The following is a 17,091-nucleotide window of genomic DNA, read 5'->3' as shown; positions in this document are numbered from 1 at the left end:
ATGTGTTCCATCGCCAATGGCGCGCGGATCAATCCGGGTAATCATCCGACATGGCGTGCGGTGCAGCACCATTCAGTCTACCGCGCCGCCGCATACGGTCTGGGCGAGGATGATCACGACTTTTTTGCCTGGCGCAAGGCTGATTGGGTAGATATCGGCCATGACGTCTGGATTGGGCACGGGGTGACGATCACGGCGGGCGTCACCATCGGCACCGGTGCCGTCATCGGTGCAGGCGCGGTCGTGACCCGCGATGTCGCGCCCTATACCGTCGTCGGGGGCGTGCCTGCGCGTGTCATCAAGCGCCGCTTTACCGAGACACAAGCAAATGCGCTGTTGGAGATTGCCGTTTGGGATTGGTCACACGAAAAATACAAAGCTGCGCTGCCTGACATTCGCGCTCTTGATATAGACCGTTTCATTGACAAGTATCGTCGATCCGCCCCGGTACCTAGCGGGCAATAAAACATCCCAGGCCGTGCGTCGGCTTGGCATGGTCAAGCCCCGCCACCCCGTGAAGCCATTGTTTGAAGCAACGTGGGACTGACGCCGACTGCCGACGGTTCTGAAGCGGAAACAGAGCTGTCCAAGGCCCTTGGTGGCCCGGTCGGGGACCCCGCCACCATAAAAAGCACAAATGAACTGGAGTCCGCGATCAGAACCTTGGTGAGCCTCGCTGTGAAACCAAGCCTTGGTCCAGTGCGTTTACGGAGCATGAAACTCAATCACGAACGTCACGGAACTGGGCGGCCCTTGCTTTTGGTTCACGGGCTGGGCGGAAACGTCCGGTCATGGGACAGTCTCGTACCGACGCTTGGTCGCCTGCGCGAGGTTGTGCTGGTCGATTTGCCGGGACACGGGACGTCCCCTGCGATTCCGGGCCGCCAGACGATCGCTGCCTATGCGGATGCGCTGGAACATTTCATCGATCACAACGGGCTGACGCACGTCGATACGGTTGGCAGTTCCGTTGGCGCGCGACTGGTGCTGGAACTGGCGCGGCGCGGCATCGGCGGCCACACTGTCGCATTTGATCCGGGCGGTTTCTGGCGCGGCTGGGAAACGGTTTGGTTCCGCTCCTCTCTGGCCGTTTCGGTTCGGCTGGTGCGCCTTTTGCAGCGGCGCATTCCGGCGCTGTCACGGAACCGGGCCGCGCGGGCAGGTCTTCTGGCGCAACTGTCGGCGAATCCTGGTGCCCTCGATCCCCTGCTGGTCCGGAATGAATTGACTGCAATCGCGAAGACGGAGGTTTTCGACGCGATGCTCCGGGAACTGGCGCACGGTCCGTGGCAGGAGGGGACGGCAACACCTCCCGGCCGTGTGACGATCGGCTGGGGCCGCCAGGACCGGCTCCTGCTGCCCCGGCAGGCGGGGCGTGCGCTGGAGGCATTCCCGACCGCCCGGCTGCACTGGTTCGCGCAATGCGGCCACTTCCCGCAGTGGGACCGCCCGAACGAGGCAGCAGAGGTTATCCTGACGGGTGTTCAGGCATGAGGCGCGGACAGGGGCATTGCTTTCCATTTTCTGAGGCGGACCTTTGACCCAATTTGTGCAGCCGCGCCTTGTTAATCCGACAGACGGTGATCCCGGCGTCTATCTTGACTTTCGCTTCGGTCGGCGCGCCATGCTGTTCGATATGGGCGACCTGTCACCGCTAACGCCGAGGGAACTCCTGCGGGTCAGCCACGTCTTTGTCTCGCATGCCCACATGGATCATATAGCGGGTTTCGACCGCCTTCTGCGTCTTCGTCTTCATCGGGCAAGGCCGCTCTGCGCCGTCGGTCCTGCGGGCTTCGTGCGCAAGGTGGAAAGCCGGCTCGGCGCTTTCTCTTGGAACTTGCTGGACGAGAGATCTGCGGATTTCCGCCTCACGGTGCAGGATTTCGATGGGAGACGCATTACGCAGACGGCCGAGTTTCGCGCCCGGAATGCGTTTCGCCGCAACGACCTCGCTCTGCCGGATATGCCAGAGGGCGTCGCGCTCGCCGAAGAGGATTTCACCGTGCAGGCCGTTGCGCTTGACCACCGCATCGCCTCTCTCGCCTTCGCCCTTCAGGAAAGTCTTCGCGTCAACGTCTGGAAGACCGCGCTTGACGATATGGGCCTGCCGGTCGGTCCATGGCTCGACGAGGCGAAGACCGCGATCCGCAGTGGCGCCACTGACGATCACAAGGTGCAGGTACCAGGATGCGGCAGCTTGCCGCTTGGTGACCTGCGCGGCCAGGTTTTCAGGGTTGGTCCCGGTCAGCGAATTGTCTATGTCACCGACGCCGCTGACACGCCGTGCAATCGCGCCCGGATCGTGCGGCTCGCCCGCGGTGCCGACCATTTGTTCATCGAGACGCCCTTTCTTCATGCCGACCGGACTCTGGCGGCGGCTACGGCACATCTTACAGCGCGGGCGGCCGGAGAGATTGCGCGCGCTTCGGGTGCCCGTCGTGTCACCGGCTTTCATTACTCGTCCCGCTATGTCGACAGGCCTGGCGAGCTGCAGGCCGAACTGGCGGACGCGCTTGGTCAGGACGTGCCGCTACACAAGGTCGCGCCTGGCACCGAACCGAACTGGGTCCGGCGTTGGCGTCGCGAGGGTGTTTCGACAAAGGCGGCTCTTGCGCGTTTCGACCGCCTTGCGCCTGTCATGCCCGAGGAGATGCTTGGCGACTGGTGCGGGATCGGCTTGCCGACAGGTCATCCGCTTGACGGCCTTCTGGAGCGTCTCGGTTGGCGTGGCAAGCGCTTTTCGAGCGCTGACCACGTGGACCCTCTGGTCTTCATACCTGGTGTCGCGCTTGACCCGCGCCTGATGCCCATCGGCATCGCCCTGCGATGGCCGCGCCTCGGAAGAAGCGCCGCCGCGCGTGCCGCGTTCAGGCTCTTCCGCCGCGTCCTTTGCGCCCGGGGTCCTGCCGCGCATCTTGCCACGATCGAGTTCCGGGGCACCGCGAGCGCCGCGATGATTTACGACCGGCAGCCCATCGTTGACCATTTTCGCCGCATCGATGAAAAGCGCATCCTCGGGATGATGGTGATGCGGGGAGCGGCGCCGTACTTCTTTCTTCTCACCGACAAGCCAATCAGCGGGTGAGGTGACGAAGCTCTGCTTTCTGCCACCATTCCGGCGTTTCCACTCGCGACCAGCGCGCCAGGATTTTCTATGCGCTGTGGCGCAGCTTTTGGGTTCCAACTGAATTTACGTCACCCTCTATACCCAAGGTTGGAGCGTTCACGGCCGATCTTCTTCCTGCTCTGAATCTAGTGACGCGCTTCAAGCGCGGCGATCACGCGCTCGGGAGTCGCGGGGAGATCGCGGATGCGAACGCCGATGGCGTTGTATACCGCATTCAGCACGGCCCCTGCCGCGCCGGAAATCGACAATTCTCCCAGTCCAAGCGCACCCAGTGGTCCGGCCCAGTCATCCGGGTCGTCCAGCAAGCTCACAGACAGGGGCGGAACGTCTGCATTGGTGGGAATATGAAACTGTGCAAGGTCGCGGTTGACGACAGATCCGTCACGAGGATCATGGCTCAACTGTTCCATCAGCGCCATTCCGATGCCCCAGATCAGCCCGCCGTGACATTGCGACGTCGCTGTCTTGTGGTTCAGGATGCGACCGGCGGAAAAGGTGCCGTTCATCCGGCGCACACGGATTTCGCCTGTCACCTCGCTGACCGCAACTTCACAGAAGATCGCACCGCAGGTGGTGGTGCGCACCTTGTCAGTGACGTCGCCCGGTGCGATATGGCCGACCTCGGCCCATTCTTCGCCCTGCGGCATCGCTTCGGCAAGCGAGGTGCGACGGTTGCCGTAGATGGCATGCCGGTCCTTCAACGTCAGATCGTCAGGGTTCACACCGAGTTTGTCGGCAAGCCTGTCGCGCAGGGCGCGGCATGCCAGCAAAACCGCATTGCCCGATGACGCCGCCCCGGCTGAGCCGCCCGATCCCCATGCTTCGGGGTAATCGGTGTCGCCCAGCCGAACCTGCACATCTGCGGGATCAAGGCCGAGCATCTCTGCGGCGATCTGGCACAGAATGGTATAGCTTCCGGTCCCGATGTCCGTCTGATCCGTTTCGACGACAGCGCCATTTGCCGAAAGCGTTACCCGCGCCTTGGCTTCGGCTGCCGAATGGATGCGGATGGCAGAGGCAAGTCCCTGGCCGACCCACCATTCCCCGTTCTGCTGCCGGCACGGCGGGCGATACTGCCAGCCAAAGCTTTCCGCACCGGCTTTCAGCGTTTTTGCCAAGGGAAAGGACGAATATGGCAGGCCGGAAACCGGATCCTTGTCCACGGTGTTTCTGAGCCGCAACGCCAGCGGGTCGATGCCGGCCGCCTCTGCCAGTTCGTCCAGCGCCATTTCAAATGCAGGAATTCCGATCGCTTCGCCCGGCGCGCGCACGGACCCTGCGGCCATCCGATGAACGCGGGCGACTTCATGTGTGATCAGGTAAGCATCGGTCGCATAGAAGGCGCGGTCAGGACGTGCAACGGGTTCCGAAAAATCCTCGTCCGGCAGGTTGGACACCCGATATTCTTGTGCTGTGGCACGGATCTTTCCTTCGGCATCGCAACCAAGGCGCAGCCGCTGGCGGGATTCTGACCTCCGGGTCGTGGCCTCGAAGACCTGACGACGATGCATGACGACCGACACGGGACGGCCAAGAATGCGCGCTGCACGGGCCGCGGCGATGGCATCCTGTGCGATCCCGAGTTTCGATCCGAAACCGCCGCCGACATAGGGGGCAAGCAAGCGGACGTTTTCGACCGGCATGTCCAACGCCTCGGCGAGGCTTTGACGGTTGAATTTCAACATCTGAAGGCCGCCGAACAGGGTAAGTTTGTCATCGGTCCACGTAGCGACGGCCGCATGCGGTTCCATCGGCGCGGATGACATGGACGGCGTGGTGATCGTCACATCGACCCTTGTCGCCGCGCCGTCCCATGCCTTTTGCCATCTGTCATCGACGCGCTGCTTTTTGTCGGGCAATGCAACCACCTGCGCGGCTTGCGGGTCGATGTCGGGGCTGGTGGGTGTGATCTGCGGGTCATAGGCCAGTGCTGCGTGCCATGCCTGTTCGAAACTTTCCGCGACGATCAATGCCGTGGGTTGTCCGACATAGGCGACCCCTTCAGCGGGTGGCGGGGCCGTCGTTACCGCACCTTGTGCCGGGTTGCGCGGGATGCCTTCCGTCAGGACCAGCAGAACACCCGGCAGCGCCTCAAGCTTTGCGATGCCGTGATCCGTGATGGTCCCTGTGCGGGGCGCGCGGGCAAGGACACCGTGCACCAGACCGTCCGGTTGTGCCTCTGCCGCGTAACAGGCCTTGCCCGTCACCTTCAGCGGCCCTTCTGGCCGGTCAAGCGCCAGACCCAACACATTCTGCGTCTTATGTTTGAGCACCTCGTCGCGGGTAGGTCCATCAAGCCTGAATGTCTCGGTCATTTGCATGCCTCCTGCAACACGGCGGCCAGCGTGCGCTGCACCATGCCGATCTTGAAATCATTGCCGCCATGCCCGACCGCATCCTGCACCAGCAGGCGTCCGGCCTTTTCGAACAATGCGTCGGACGGCGCCTGTCCGGTAAGCGTTGCATTGACGGCGGAATCCGCCCATGGCCGTGGCGCGACACCGCCGAAAGCCAAGGCGGCGTGCCGGATCCTGCCGTCCTGAATGCGGAGCGATGCAGCCACGGATACCAAGGCGAAAGCGTAAGAGGCGCGGTCGCGGACTTTTCGATAGATTTGCCGATCACCTTCGGGGGCTGGCAGGATGATCGCTGTAACCAGATCGCCCTGCGCAAGGCAGGTTTCGCGGTCTGGCGTGTCGCCGGGCAGGCGGTAAAAATCATCCATCTCGACAATGCGCCGGACACCATCAGCCGCAGTAACCTCGATCTTTGCCGCCAGCGCGCGCAAAGCCACGGCCATGTCGGAGGGATGGGCAGCGATACATTGGTCGGAAACGCCCAGCACCGCGTTCATCTTGTTCGGCCCCTCCATCGCGGCGCAACCGGAACCCGGCGTGCGTTTGTTGCAGACGGCATCGATATCCTGAAACCATGCGCAACGGGTGCGCTGCAAAAGGTTGCCTCCGCTCGACGCTTTGTTGCGGATCTGACCGGATGCGCCTGCCAGAATCGCGCGCGCCAATAGGGGGTAACGGCGCTGGACAAGCGTGTTCGCCGCAAGGGCGCTGTTGGTAACCATGGCACCGATGCGCAAGCCATCGTCCGACAGGGTAATCTGATCGACCGGCAGGCGGGAAATATCGACGAGTCTGTCAGGCGTCGCGACCTCCAGCCTCATCAGGTCGACGATGTTGGTGCCGCCTGCAATGTAAGCCGCAGCGCGATCCTGCCCGGACTTTGTGGCTGCCGCGATGTCGCTTGCACGGGTGTAGTCGAAAGGTCTCATCGGGTTTCCCCGGTCAGACCTTCGTCTGCTTCCAGCACATCCTGAATGGCGGCGACGATACCGGGATAGCAGCCGCAGCGGCACAGATTCCCGCTCATTCTTTCGGCTATCTCGGCGCGGGTGTGCTGTGGTTCAGACAGGTTGTCGCTGGCATGGCTTGGCCAGCCGTCGCGCAGTTCGTCCAACATGGCCGTCGCTGAAACAAGCTGCCCGGGCGTGCAGTAACCGCATTGAAAACCATCGTGTCTGATGAAATTGCGCTGCAGCGGTGACAGGGCAGCCTCGGCTTCAAGCCCCTCTACTGTCGTGATCTCGTCTTCGTCATGCATGACGGCAAGTGCGAGGCACGCGTTGATCCTGACGCCGTTCACAATCACTGTGCAGGCACCGCATTGGCCGTGATCACAGCCCTTTTTGGTGCCGGTAAGTCCCAGATGATGACGCAATGCATCCAGCAGACTGGTGCGCGGATCAAGATCGAGCGTGTGGCGCGCGCCGTTGACGGTCAGGACTGTGGGCATGAAATCACTCCTTTTATCCGAAACGCGGCGGGGTTGTCATTGTTCCGCCGTCGTCTCACCTGACGCAACTGTGGCCGATCAAGTTTCGCCGCGCACTGGACGACGATAGACCCTTGATCGACGCCTCGGAACCCAGGCGGCGCGTGTGTGTTTTCCCATAACCAGAGAGGAGTAACTTGAATGACCACTTCAAAGCATAGCAAGGACGCCAAACCCCCAAGGGATGACCTTGAGAACGATCCCGGCATCGGCCGCTCCAAAGGCCGGTTTGCGCGAACCAACGAACCGCCACTGGAAGGCGAGAACACCTACGAAGGCGACGTCGGCAACGATGCAACGCCTGAGGGTGGGATTGATCCCAAGCAGCGGGGACGGGAAAACAAGTAGATGAACGCGAACAGTCTACGGACGCGTCAGTGCCCGTGATGTAATGATCATCCATGCGAGCTGCCATCGCCAGCGGCTCGACTTCATACATTCTTGCGCCCTATCGGATGCGCAGGACCAAGACGAGACCGTGTGATGCAGGTGGAGCGGATGGAACCGCAGCAGACGAGCGAATGCTGCATACCGGCCTCAATGCCCGCCTTCAGTCCCGCTCCACGCCTGTCGGCGCTCCGCGTCCCGTCGGACAACACTGAACCGCCCCGCGTTCGCCGGAGAGTAAACACTCAACGGATGAATCCCAAGACGGCCAAGCCTACTGCAGCACCAGCTTCATCGCGCCCTATTGGCGAAGCAGCTCAAGTTCCGCGGTGGCCACAGGCTCGCCAGTTTCCGGGTGCGGCTCGATAGTGGTCAGCACCATTTGGCCCTCTGCCGGATTCTGCAGCGTCATTTCTGCTGGCGGATGGCCCGGCCACTGCATCATGAGAGCAAGCGAACTGCCTTCTCTGTCGCCCGCCAGCGCGGCGGTCCCGCGCGGGGAGCCGACATAGGTGCCGGAATAGGTGCCGTTTTCGACCTCGAGCCGCGCATTGATGTCGCGCGATACCACGAGCATTCCCGTGCAACTCCCGTCAAGGGTTGCGGTGCTTTCGGTCGATTGCCCGTGGAACTCGCACGATACGTTAATCGCCGAGTCCTCAGGGGACAGCCGCACCGCGCCACCGCCGGCCCAGCTACCAGAAAACTGTTGCAGAAACGCTGCCTCCCCGGCCTGCAGCGTAGTAGAGACCGGCAGCGTGAGCAGGAGGGCGGCGCAGGTGGATATTAATCGGTTCATAGCAATTCCTCGCTGATTGAGCCTTTCTTCCTTAACACCCGAGCAGTTAATAGGTTGCAGACGCGCGCAAGAAACTCTTGTCAGCCTGAGGCGGCTCAAGCCCTGCGCTTCTGCCTGTCCCCTCTGTTGATCTGTTGGACACAGGGATTGCCCTTCCCACAAACTGGACCTGTCGCGGATCACATGGTCCATATGCCGCCGGACCCAAAGTGAGGAACATATGTTTCTGACCTGGGTTGTATCGCAAAGCAAGCCGGGATGGCCGCGCTATGCGGTGAGCCATGCTTTACAAGGGAAAGGGAAACGCGACGATGCAACTCAGCTCAGACATCACCCAGTATTTCCTGAATGGAAAGGACGGCCCGATTGGGGCGATCACGGATCTTCTGTTTGACGAAAGACACTATGGCCTGCGCTGGGTCGTGGTCGATACAGGCACCTGGCTGCCGGGCCGCAAGGTTCTGCTTCCGCCCTCTGCGCTTGGGGTGCCGGACCCTGCGACACGCAGTTATCCGGTTGACCTGGATCGCGCTGACATCAAGGCGGCACCCGGTCTGGATAGCGACGCGCCGGTGTCCCGCCAGATGGAAACCGATATCTACAACCACTACGCATGGAGCCCATACTGGATCGACGGATATGGACACCCGATTGTCGGTGTCATGCCCGTATCCGGTGGCGCAGCGCTGCCCTCGACCGACATTGCTGATGCGGAACGCACAGAGCCAGATGGCGACCCGTGTCTGCGTAGCGTCAGGGAAGTCACCGGCTATTACATCGAGGCGACCGACGGCAGCATTGGCCATGTCGAGGACTTCCTGATCGACGAAAGCGGATGGGTCATCCGATATCTGATCATCGACACCAAAAACTGGTGGCCCGGCAAGAAGGTTCTGATTTCTCCCACCTGGTTACGCGAGGTCGTGTGGGCCGACCGGGAAGCAATTGTCGATGCGACACGCGATAAGATCAAGGCCGCCCCCGAACTTGATCCGTCGATGTCTGTCGATCGTGATTACGAAGAAAGGGTGTTTAAACATTATGGCTATCATCCCCACTGGTAGGGCCTGCCCAGCCAATCACCCGCGAGGGAATGAAGGAGATTTTCGGTAAGGCGATCAGCCGCGATCTGATCGGGCGGCTGCACGCGCAAGGGCTGATCGGGACGGGGCCGCGCGCGCGACAAACGGGGGCGCGCGCCACATTTTTGACGACGGTGGCGTTTCTGGCCGGCTTCGGGCTGGCGCTGCTGTAAGATTACGTCAGGCCCGCCGCACGCTCTACGAGCACCTGATGCAGATGAGCCAATACCTTTGAACGGGAAGAGACCTGGCGCTGAACAAGACCGACACATCGCGTGATCGCACCGTCGCAGAATGGCTGCCAGTAAAGCGTATTGGAGGAGACGTTATAGATCGCGATCTTTGGCACGATCGCCACCCCAAGCCCGGCCTGAACCATACCGACGACTGCGGGCATCGTGTTTGTGACAGCGACTTCGCGCGGCGTTACGGACATACGCGAAAGCTCGGTTTCGATCTGACGGGCGAGCGGAACGCTGGTCGCGTAGCGGATGAACGGCAGATTGCGCAAAAGCCAGACCTCGGACCGGCCCTCATGCCCTGCCGGGGCGATCATGACCAGCGGCTCTGTCAGGATCGGGCGCCAGACAAGACCCGCAGGAATGCCCACATGTTCCGCGACAAGGGCGGCATCCAACCGTCCCGCCGCCACATTGGACAGTAATCGTTCGGACATGCCAACGTTCATTTGAAAGGTCAGATCGGGATAGCTTGCCCGCATCCGGACGAAGGCTTCGGACACAAGATGCGTAGATACCGTGCGAATGGCCCCGAAATTAAGCATGCCAGCGGTGCGGCCCCCGGAAATGATCATACGGGTTTCGGTCATTGTCTGCACGATTTCACGGGCGGCGCGCAGGAATTCCTCGCCCTTGGCGTTCAGTTGCAAGGGACGTTTCTTGCGGTCGAACAGGGCGACGCCAAGTTCCCCTTCAAGTGCCTGAATCTGTTGACTGACTGCCGATGCAGTGAGGTTTACGACACCGGCGGCAGTGGCAAGACTGCCGGTGTCCGCGACGGCGATGATTGTCTGAAGTTGGCGGATATCCATGGGCTTAGATTAAGCAAAGCTTTATCTAAACATCAAATAAAATCGCTTTATACGCCTTTGCTTTCTTTGTAGCCATGAGGAAGGCCGATGAGGCAACCAACAAGGAGACACCCATGACGAAATTCACACGCACCATAGCGGGCGCCGGACTGGCAATGGCGATGATGGCGCAGCCCGTGTTTGCGCAGGACTATCCGACACGGCCGGTTGAATTCATCGTGCCCTGGGCACCCGGTGGCGGCAGCGATATCCTGATGCGGATCATTGCCAACAACATCTCTGGCTATCTGGGGGCCGAGATGCCGGTGATCAACATCGGTGGCGTTGGTGGCACTGTCGGTCTGGCCGAGGCGGTGCGCCGCCCCGCAGATGGCTATACGATCAGCCAGGTGCACGAGGGGCTTTTGACCGCGACTGCCGTCGGGATGACGGATTTGGCATGGGATGATTTCGATCTGATCGCGTTGATGACGGCGTCACCGCAATATCTGGTGGCCGCAACCGACCAGCCATTTGACGACTTTGAAGGCATGGTCGCCTATGCGCAGGAAAATCCCAATGCGCTGACGGTTGGTGTGACTTTGGGCGGTGTGCCACATCTGCATGCCGCCATGATCGCCGAGGCGTTTGATTTCGAATGGCGCTATGTCGGCTATGAAGGCACGGGTGAACGTATCCGCGCTGTCGTGGGTGGCAATCTTGATGTGGCCATCGGCGATATTTCTTCGTCGCTTTCATTCGCGGAAAACGGCGATTTGATATTCCTCGCGTCTGGCACGGAAGAGCGGATTGCACAAACACCCGATGTGCCGACCTTTATGGAAATGGGCGCTGATCTGGATCTGTTGATCACACGTGGCATCGTCGTGCCCAAAGGTGTGCCCGAGGACGTGCAGGTGACGCTTGAGGCCGCGCTGGAGCAATTGGCGATGGATGAAACCTTTATCCAGCAGATCAACAATTCAGGGGCTGACGTCATGTTCCGTGGGCGTGAAGATTACACCACATACCTGCGCAATCTGAGCGACACTGTCGAACGTCTGGCCGAGGTTATCGCGCCTTGAACGACAGCCATGATCAGGTTCTGACGCAGGAGGCGGGCGAGATCGCGCGCCTTCTGTCATATGTCGCACTGCTGGCGGTATCCATCGGCATGTTCGTTGAAGCGCTGAGTATCCCCACATCGCGCTTCGAGGCGTTGGGCGCAGGTGCATTCCCCATGCTGGTGCATGTGCTTCTGAGCCTGCTGCTGGTCAGCGCTATCATCGGGTCAGTCCGCCAGATCCCGGCCGAGGCTTATCCCCGCTTTGCGGCGCAGGTCATCTTGTGGGCCAGGACCCGGCGGCTTGTGCTGCTGATGTTCGCATTCCTGATCATCTATATCACGGCGATGCCGGTCATCGGCTATCCCATCGCGACACTGATCTTTCTGCTGGCCTTCCTGCTGACATTATCGCCCAGAACCAGAAAAGCGGTGGCGCTTTGTGTGATCCTTGCCCTGGTCTTTTCATTCGGGCTGAACTGGCTTTTCGCCGAAGTCTTCAACGTCTTTTTGCCCAGAGGAAGGTAACACCCCATGGACGCGTTTCTACTTGGCGCCTCTGAGGTGCTGTCTTTCTCGACGCTGATCATGATGTTCTTCGGCGCCATCGCCGGGATCGTTGCCGCCGCCATTCCCGGCTTTACCGTGACCATGGCCATCGTGCTGACGCTGCCGCTGACCTTTGCCTTGCCGCCGTTGCAGGGCGTGTCGGTCATGTTGGCGGTTTACGTGGGCGGCTATACAGGGGGTCTGATATCGGCTGCGCTGTTGGGTATTCCTGGCACGCCATCGGCGCTTGCCACGACATTCGACGCCTATCCGATGGCCCGCAACGGCGAGCCGGGACGGGCGCTGTCGTTGGGGATATGGGCGTCCTTCTTTGGGACGATCATTTCGACGCTCGTGCTGATTGTTGCTGCACCGCCGCTGGCGGTCTTTGCCGTCAGACTGGGGCCGTGGGAATATTTCAGCCTGATCGTCTTTGCGCTGACGATTGTGGCGAGCCTTGTGGGCCATTCCTTGCAGCGCGGACTGATTTCGGCGCTGATCGGTCTGGCGATCGCGACCATTGGCACGGACCCGATGATGGGACGTCCGCGGTTTGACATGGGCCTTGACGCATTGCGCGCCGGCCTGCCGTTTCTGATTGTGCTGATTGGGATTTATGCAATCTCTCAACTTGCCAGCGAAGTCGAAGACCCCAAGTCGATCCACAGCGGCGAAAAGCTGGTGAAGGGCGAGATCAGGTTCAACAATTTCACCGTGATGCGCGAGGTTCTGGCCGGGCCTGTCAACCTCGTCCGGTCCTCGATGATCGGCGTGGCGATCGGTGCGCTGCCGGGGGCGGGTGGTTCGATTGCGAATCTGATCGCCTATGACCAGGCCAAGCGCGCATCGAAAACACCAGAGGAATTCGGCAAGGGCAATCCAGAGGGTGTTATCGCTTCGGAATCGGGCAATTCTGCCACGGCAGGTGGCGGGCTTATTCCGATGATCTCGCTCGGGATTCCGGGGTCTGCAGTGGATGCCATTCTGCTCGCCGCCCTGATGGTACATGGCATTTCCATCGGGCCACGGTTGATCATGGATAACCCGGATCTTGTCTATGGGATGTTCATCGCCATGGCGGTGTCCAGCCTGATGATCCTGCTGATCTGCGTCGTGTCGATGCGTGCTTTTCTGCGTGTCGCCGAGGTGCCCAAATGGGTGATCGTGCCAACTGTGCTGGTGTGCTGCATCGTGGGCACATTCGCCCTGAACAACCGGGTCAGCGATCTGTCGCTTCTGGTTGCTATCGGGATCTTTGGCTATGCGATGAAGGCGCTGGATTATCCGCTCGCTCCATTGGTGCTGGCCGTCATCCTTGGACCCATCGCTGAAACCAATCTGCGCCGTGCCTTGATGACGGAAAATGATTGGTCACTCTTTTTGACCCGCCCCGTCAGCCTTGTGTTTCTTGTCGCCGCGTTGCTGTCCATCGCCTGGGCCATACGTGGGATTTTGAAAAGCAGAAAAGAAACCACCCACGTGAAGGACCAAACCTGATGAATTTCCGCTATGATGCGCTTTACCCGTCCCGCCGTTCCCCAGTGCTTGCCGAGAATGTGGCTGCCACCTCTCATCCGTTGGCCACGCAAGCAGCGCTGGCAATGATGTCGCGCGGCGGCAATGCTGTTGATGCCGCGATTGCCGCCGCCGCCACGCTGACGGTTGTGGAACCCACCGGCAACGGGTTGGGCAGTGACGCTTATTGTATCTTGTGGGATGGGAAAGAACTGCACGGCCTTAACGCATCCGGCGCATCACCCGAGGCGTGGACGCCAGAGCAGTTTCGCGGCCAGACAGAGATGCCCTATCGCGGCTGGGGCAGCGTGACGGTGCCCGGTGCCGTCAGTGCCTGGGCGGAACTGACCCGCCGTTTCGGCAAACTGGACCTGCCGACTGTCCTGGCGCCCGCGATCCATTACGCCGAAAGCGGATTTACCGTATCGCCGGTGATCGGCGCATTGTGGCAGCGCGGTGCAGAGGTGTTGTCGGACCAGCCGGGCTTTGCGGATATGTTCATGCCGGGGGGGCAGGTGCCCAAAGCCGGTGAACGGTTCCACAGCGCGGAGATGGCGCGCAGTTTGCAGCGGATCGCCGAGACCGGAGGCCGTGATTTCTATGAAGGCGCCTTGGCCGAGAAAATCGCCGCCGATGCCCGCGCCAATGGTGCCGCCCTGACCTTGGCGGATCTCGCTGCGCATAAACCCGAATGGTGCGGCACAATCGCCACCGATTACCGCGACGTGACCTTGCACGAAATTCCGCCAAACGGGCAGGGGATCGCTGCCTTGATGGCGCTTGGCATTCTGGAACACCTTGATCTGGCCGACCTTCACGCTGATGATCCAGTGGCGCTGCATCTGCAGATCGAGGCGATCAAGCTTGCCTTTGCCGATCTGCACACCTTTGTCGCCGATGTGCGCTACATGACCGAGGTGACGCCGCAGGATCTGATCAACCCTGCCTATCTGAAAGAGCGCGCCAAGCTGGTGTCGCGTGATCGCGCGCAGAATTACGGCCCCGGCGCGCCCAGGACTGGCGGGACGGTTTATCTGACGACAGCGGATGCGTCGGGCATGATGGTGTCGTTCATCCAGTCGAATTATTCTGGCTTCGGATCGGGCGTTGTCGTGCCCGGCACCGGGATCAGCCTGCAAAACCGTGGGGCAGGGTTTACCTTGCAACCCGGCCACCCGAATGAAGTTGGCCCGCGCAAACGCCCGTTCCAGACCATCATCCCCGGTTTTCTGATGCAAGGCGACACACCGAAGATGAGCTTTGGTGTCATGGGCGGCCCGATGCAGGCGCAAGGCCATGTGCAGATGGTGATGCGGACGCAAGTCTGGAAGCAAGACGTGCAAACGGCCATCGATGCCCCGCGCTGGCGGTTCATCGAAGGGAAAAAGGTCGCCTGCGAATCCGCATTGGCCAAGGCCACCCGCGCCGAACTTGTCGAAATGGGACATGAGATTTCAGTAGAAACGCCAGACAGCGCCTTTGGCTTTGGTGGTGCGCAACTGATCGAGAGGTTTGAAACAGGTGGTTATGCTGCCGGTTCAGACTCCCGCAAGGATGGCCAGGCTGGGGGGTTTTAGGTTCGATGTCTGCCAGGCCGTCGAAGGTTCAGCGTTTCGACGGTGACGATGGCAAACTGATATGCGGGTCGCGCAGACCTGCGCAGCAGCGCCAGAAGATGGGCGCTACGAGAGAAGATGCCCATTCGCGAGATCGCGCGATGGCGGTTCCGACGCGGGACAAATCCCGCGTCGGTAGTGTGTTTTTCGCGTGGCTTAGAAACGATAGCCGACGCGCAGACGGAACGTGGTGACTTCGACATTCAGATTGTCATCATCGAACTCGTGATAAAGAACTTCACCCCCGGCAAGCAGGTTATCTCCGATCCGCATGTCATATCCTGCTCCTAACAGGTAGCCGACACCGTCTTCGACAGCGAAATTACCAAGAGCCGGGATGACGGAGTTAGTAGAAGCTCCGACGATACCGGCAACACCGTAAGCCAGACCATTTCCCAACGGCACACCAACACGGCCTTTCAGCCGGCTCGTTGCCTCGACGACAACAGTATTTTCCGGGCCTACTTCGTCTTCTCCCACGCGATAATTTGTCGCGTCAAAATCAAATTCAACACCGACAACTATATTGCCCAACTGGTAATTGTAACCGGCGAACAGACCTGTCGAGCCCCCGTCGCCGGTTAACGCAAGGTCTGAACCATTCTCACCTGCGCCTTTAACAGCCGCATCAATGTCAGACCCGCCAATGCTGAGACCAGCATAGGCACCGGTCCAGTCGCCTGCCCGCGCAGGCATCACGGGCTGTGCCGGCATCATCGCGACAGGTGGCTGCTCGACGGCGGGTGCAAGGCTGCCCGCCTGCGCAGTCATAGTAAAAGCACCAAAAGCCGCAGTGGCGGCAGCAATAAATTTCAAACGCATGTTCTTCTCCAGCTGGTTGATTTTTTGTAGTTATTTTATTGCTTGCCGCAGCAGGACGATTGGTTGCCAGACCGACGTGACAAAAGCGAACAGGCGAGGGAGATGTGAAATTTACTTTCGTCAACACAACCACCCTGTTGAGAAGCCGCGCAAGCGCAACCGCCCAGCCGTCATTGATCTGCAGAGGCAACCACGCCTGTGACGCCGAAGAAGTTTCAGCCAAAGATGCCTTTTGATAAAAAATGTGCCCTGCTGCGATTGTTCGACGCGCGGGGCAGATCGAATGCAACGAAATGGGCGACAATCTCGGGTTTCAACGCGATATGGCCGTCATCCGTTATGACAAGACCGACGCCCACCAATCAGCAGCTATGCATTCATATGACGTCTGCCGCGAATGCGCGGGCTTACGCTTCGTCGCCTGCGCGACTACTTTTTTTAGTCAGACATGTTGATCTGACTTAGCTGATCCTGCGTGTTGTAGATGTTGATGATGTTGCCATCCTGCTCTACCGCCACATGCACGCGTCCATCAGCAATTTCACCCTCCCACACGAGTTCGTCTTGCGCATCAAGCAGCACTGCTGAACATCCCAGTGTGCCGCAGAAGAATTCGTGATTGAGCATCATGAGTTTTGCTTCCGGACTAGCCAGATAGGCGATGCGGAAGTCCTCCGCAGTGATGGACTTGTGGAAATGGGTGCTCAGAAGTTCGGAGTTGTGCGCGGACCACATGGATTCGTCATCAGTAGCTGGCATGAAAGGCGCTGCGTAGGCTTTCCCGGTGACTTCCGAAAAGTTCAGGTGTGTGATGGTATAAGCGGCGCTTCTTGACTCAAAATTGACGCAGCCATTGACCCCGATCGTGATGACATTTTCCTGCGAGATGTCTTCTATAAGAGCCTTCTGGGCTTGGTTGAGATGGCTGCGTGCTGCCTCAGAAAAAGCAGCCCTGGCGTCATGAGACTGGAGATTGGGACCGGCGGAATCGAACGAGTCAATATGCCGCCCGCTGTTAACATTGTAGACGTTCTGCTGAAGAATTCCGCCGGCCTCCGTTATCCGTGTTCCTGTCGAACTGAAATGATCGGGCTCTGTGATGTGCGCTCTCAAAACGAAATCTGCACATTCTGCCTGCGCCATGCCGCAAGCACATCCCGCGGCCAAAAGTGTGATGGTCCCGATAATCTTCATGTCTTTCCTCGTTTCGCACAATTCATCAGGAACAGAATGGACCTGTCGCGTATTTTGGTCA

Annotated in this window: 16 protein-coding genes and 1 pseudogene; 10 read left to right on the top strand and 7 right to left on the bottom strand. The window is 60.0% G+C overall.

Going from position 1 to position 17,091, the window contains the following annotated elements; genetic code table 11:
* The 3 genes from ACK4TM_RS06010 to ACK4TM_RS06000 all read left to right on the top strand — a co-directional run.
* Positions 1-465: DapH/DapD/GlmU-related protein (locus tag ACK4TM_RS06010; RefSeq protein WP_409698231.1), on the top strand; the 465-nt coding region annotated here is incomplete at its 5' end.
* 249 nt (positions 466-714) lie between these two features.
* Complete coding sequence (locus tag ACK4TM_RS06005; RefSeq protein ID WP_409698228.1) at positions 715-1,494, top strand: alpha/beta fold hydrolase; 780 nt, start codon at positions 715-717, stop codon at positions 1,492-1,494.
* A 43-nt stretch (positions 1,495-1,537) separates the two neighbouring features.
* Positions 1,538-3,085 carry a DUF4334 domain-containing protein gene (locus tag ACK4TM_RS06000; protein ID WP_409698225.1) on the top strand — a complete coding sequence of 516 codons (1,548 nt, stop codon included), beginning with the start codon at positions 1,538-1,540 and terminating at the stop codon, positions 3,083-3,085.
* A gap of 167 nt (positions 3,086-3,252) precedes the next feature.
* On the opposite strand, the gene ACK4TM_RS05995 is transcribed toward ACK4TM_RS06000, so the two are convergent.
* From ACK4TM_RS05995 to ACK4TM_RS05985, 3 genes are read right to left on the bottom strand one after another with little or no spacing between them, the layout of a single operon-like run.
* The gene (locus ACK4TM_RS05995; protein WP_409698222.1) at positions 3,253-5,442 is read right to left on the bottom strand and encodes a xanthine dehydrogenase family protein molybdopterin-binding subunit; all 2,190 of its coding nucleotides are present in this window, start codon (positions 5,440-5,442) and stop codon (positions 3,253-3,255) included.
* Positions 5,439-6,413 (bottom strand): FAD binding domain-containing protein, encoded by a 975-nt coding sequence (locus ACK4TM_RS05990; RefSeq protein WP_409698219.1) that lies wholly within the window; start codon positions 6,411-6,413, stop codon positions 5,439-5,441. Before ACK4TM_RS05990 ends, ACK4TM_RS05995 begins: the two co-directional genes overlap by 4 nt.
* Complete coding sequence (locus ACK4TM_RS05985; protein WP_409698216.1) at positions 6,410-6,934, bottom strand: 2Fe-2S iron-sulfur cluster-binding protein; 525 nt, start codon at positions 6,932-6,934, stop codon at positions 6,410-6,412. Before ACK4TM_RS05985 ends, ACK4TM_RS05990 begins: the two co-directional genes overlap by 4 nt.
* A 180-nt stretch (positions 6,935-7,114) precedes the next feature.
* Between ACK4TM_RS05985 and ACK4TM_RS05980 the strand changes: the two genes are divergently transcribed.
* The gene (locus tag ACK4TM_RS05980; RefSeq protein WP_409698213.1) at positions 7,115-7,321 is read left to right on the top strand and encodes a hypothetical protein; all 207 of its coding nucleotides are present in this window, start codon (positions 7,115-7,117) and stop codon (positions 7,319-7,321) included.
* Positions 7,322-7,661: 340 nt separating this feature from the next.
* Here ACK4TM_RS05980 and ACK4TM_RS05975 read toward each other — a convergent pair whose 3' ends face one another.
* The gene (locus ACK4TM_RS05975) at positions 7,662-8,159 is read right to left on the bottom strand and encodes a hypothetical protein (protein WP_409698210.1); all 498 of its coding nucleotides are present in this window, start codon (positions 8,157-8,159) and stop codon (positions 7,662-7,664) included.
* 311 nt (positions 8,160-8,470) lie between these two features.
* On the opposite strand from ACK4TM_RS05975, the gene ACK4TM_RS05970 reads away from it, so the two are divergent.
* Both ACK4TM_RS05970 and ACK4TM_RS05965 read left to right on the top strand, forming a co-directional pair.
* Positions 8,471-9,223, top strand: a complete 753-nt coding sequence (locus ACK4TM_RS05970) for a PRC-barrel domain-containing protein (RefSeq protein WP_409698207.1) — start codon at positions 8,471-8,473, stop codon at positions 9,221-9,223.
* Positions 9,224-9,231: 8 nt separating this feature from the next.
* Positions 9,232-9,414: pseudogene (locus ACK4TM_RS05965) on the top strand (SMC-Scp complex subunit ScpB); the annotation flags it as partial.
* Between the two features lie 2 nt (positions 9,415-9,416).
* Here ACK4TM_RS05965 and ACK4TM_RS05960 read toward each other — a convergent pair.
* Positions 9,417-10,292, bottom strand: a complete 876-nt coding sequence (locus tag ACK4TM_RS05960) for a LysR family transcriptional regulator (protein WP_409698204.1) — start codon at positions 10,290-10,292, stop codon at positions 9,417-9,419.
* A gap of 113 nt (positions 10,293-10,405) precedes the next feature.
* Here ACK4TM_RS05960 and ACK4TM_RS05955 point away from each other — a divergent pair, with 113 nt between their 5' ends.
* From ACK4TM_RS05955 to ACK4TM_RS05940, 4 genes are read left to right on the top strand one after another with little or no spacing between them, the layout of a single operon-like run.
* A complete protein-coding gene (locus ACK4TM_RS05955) occupies positions 10,406-11,356 on the top strand; it encodes a Bug family tripartite tricarboxylate transporter substrate binding protein (protein ID WP_409698200.1) in 951 nt (316 codons plus the stop codon).
* Positions 11,353-11,862 (top strand): tripartite tricarboxylate transporter TctB family protein, encoded by a 510-nt coding sequence (locus ACK4TM_RS05950; protein WP_409698197.1) that lies wholly within the window; start codon positions 11,353-11,355, stop codon positions 11,860-11,862. The genes ACK4TM_RS05955 and ACK4TM_RS05950 overlap by 4 nt, the downstream gene beginning before the upstream one ends.
* Before the next feature lie 6 nt (positions 11,863-11,868).
* Positions 11,869-13,380 carry a tripartite tricarboxylate transporter permease gene (locus ACK4TM_RS05945; RefSeq protein WP_409698194.1) on the top strand — a complete coding sequence of 504 codons (1,512 nt, stop codon included), beginning with the start codon at positions 11,869-11,871 and terminating at the stop codon, positions 13,378-13,380.
* Positions 13,380-14,975 carry a gamma-glutamyltransferase family protein gene (locus ACK4TM_RS05940; protein ID WP_409698191.1) on the top strand — a complete coding sequence of 532 codons (1,596 nt, stop codon included), beginning with the start codon at positions 13,380-13,382 and terminating at the stop codon, positions 14,973-14,975. Before ACK4TM_RS05945 ends, ACK4TM_RS05940 begins: the two co-directional genes overlap by 1 nt.
* A 195-nt stretch (positions 14,976-15,170) precedes the next feature.
* Here ACK4TM_RS05940 and ACK4TM_RS05935 read toward each other — a convergent pair whose 3' ends face one another.
* Both ACK4TM_RS05935 and ACK4TM_RS05930 read right to left on the bottom strand, forming a co-directional pair.
* Positions 15,171-15,836: an outer membrane protein gene (locus ACK4TM_RS05935; protein WP_409698188.1), complete on the bottom strand. Its 666-nt coding sequence runs from the start codon at positions 15,834-15,836 to the stop codon at positions 15,171-15,173.
* 438 nt (positions 15,837-16,274) lie between these two features.
* Positions 16,275-17,030, bottom strand: a complete 756-nt coding sequence (locus ACK4TM_RS05930; protein ID WP_409698185.1) for a hypothetical protein — start codon at positions 17,028-17,030, stop codon at positions 16,275-16,277.
* Between the last annotated feature and the right edge of the window lie 61 nt (positions 17,031-17,091).

The sequence above is a fragment of the Yoonia sp. genome (genome assembly GCF_046292185.1).
Taxonomy (GTDB): Bacteria; Pseudomonadota; Alphaproteobacteria; order Rhodobacterales; family Rhodobacteraceae; genus Yoonia.
Note: the sequence above shows the minus strand (reverse complement) of the source record. Positions and strands in the feature narration are given on the sequence as shown.

Excerpts from the sequence above, each read along its gene's own strand:
- ACK4TM_RS05990 (WP_409698219.1), bottom strand. The coding sequence starts at position 6,413 with ATGAGACCTTTCGACTACACCCGTGCAAGCGACATCGCGGCAGCCACA.
- ACK4TM_RS05945 (WP_409698194.1), top strand. The coding sequence starts at position 11,869 with ATGGACGCGTTTCTACTTGGCGCCTCTGAGGTGCTGTCTTTCTCGACG.
- ACK4TM_RS05970 (WP_409698207.1), top strand. The coding sequence starts at position 8,471 with ATGCAACTCAGCTCAGACATCACCCAGTATTTCCTGAATGGAAAGGAC.
- ACK4TM_RS05960 (WP_409698204.1), bottom strand. The coding sequence starts at position 10,292 with ATGGATATCCGCCAACTTCAGACAATCATCGCCGTCGCGGACACCGGC.
- ACK4TM_RS05935 (WP_409698188.1), bottom strand. The coding sequence starts at position 15,836 with ATGCGTTTGAAATTTATTGCTGCCGCCACTGCGGCTTTTGGTGCTTTT.
- ACK4TM_RS05985 (WP_409698216.1), bottom strand. The coding sequence starts at position 6,934 with ATGCCCACAGTCCTGACCGTCAACGGCGCGCGCCACACGCTCGATCTT.
- ACK4TM_RS06005 (WP_409698228.1), top strand. The coding sequence starts at position 715 with ATGAAACTCAATCACGAACGTCACGGAACTGGGCGGCCCTTGCTTTTG.
- ACK4TM_RS05980 (WP_409698213.1), top strand. The coding sequence starts at position 7,115 with ATGACCACTTCAAAGCATAGCAAGGACGCCAAACCCCCAAGGGATGAC.
- ACK4TM_RS05995 (WP_409698222.1), bottom strand. The coding sequence starts at position 5,442 with ATGACCGAGACATTCAGGCTTGATGGACCTACCCGCGACGAGGTGCTC.
- ACK4TM_RS05940 (WP_409698191.1), top strand. The coding sequence starts at position 13,380 with ATGAATTTCCGCTATGATGCGCTTTACCCGTCCCGCCGTTCCCCAGTG.
- ACK4TM_RS05955 (WP_409698200.1), top strand. The coding sequence starts at position 10,406 with ATGACGAAATTCACACGCACCATAGCGGGCGCCGGACTGGCAATGGCG.
- ACK4TM_RS05975 (WP_409698210.1), bottom strand. The coding sequence starts at position 8,159 with ATGAACCGATTAATATCCACCTGCGCCGCCCTCCTGCTCACGCTGCCG.
- ACK4TM_RS05930 (WP_409698185.1), bottom strand. The coding sequence starts at position 17,030 with ATGAAGATTATCGGGACCATCACACTTTTGGCCGCGGGATGTGCTTGC.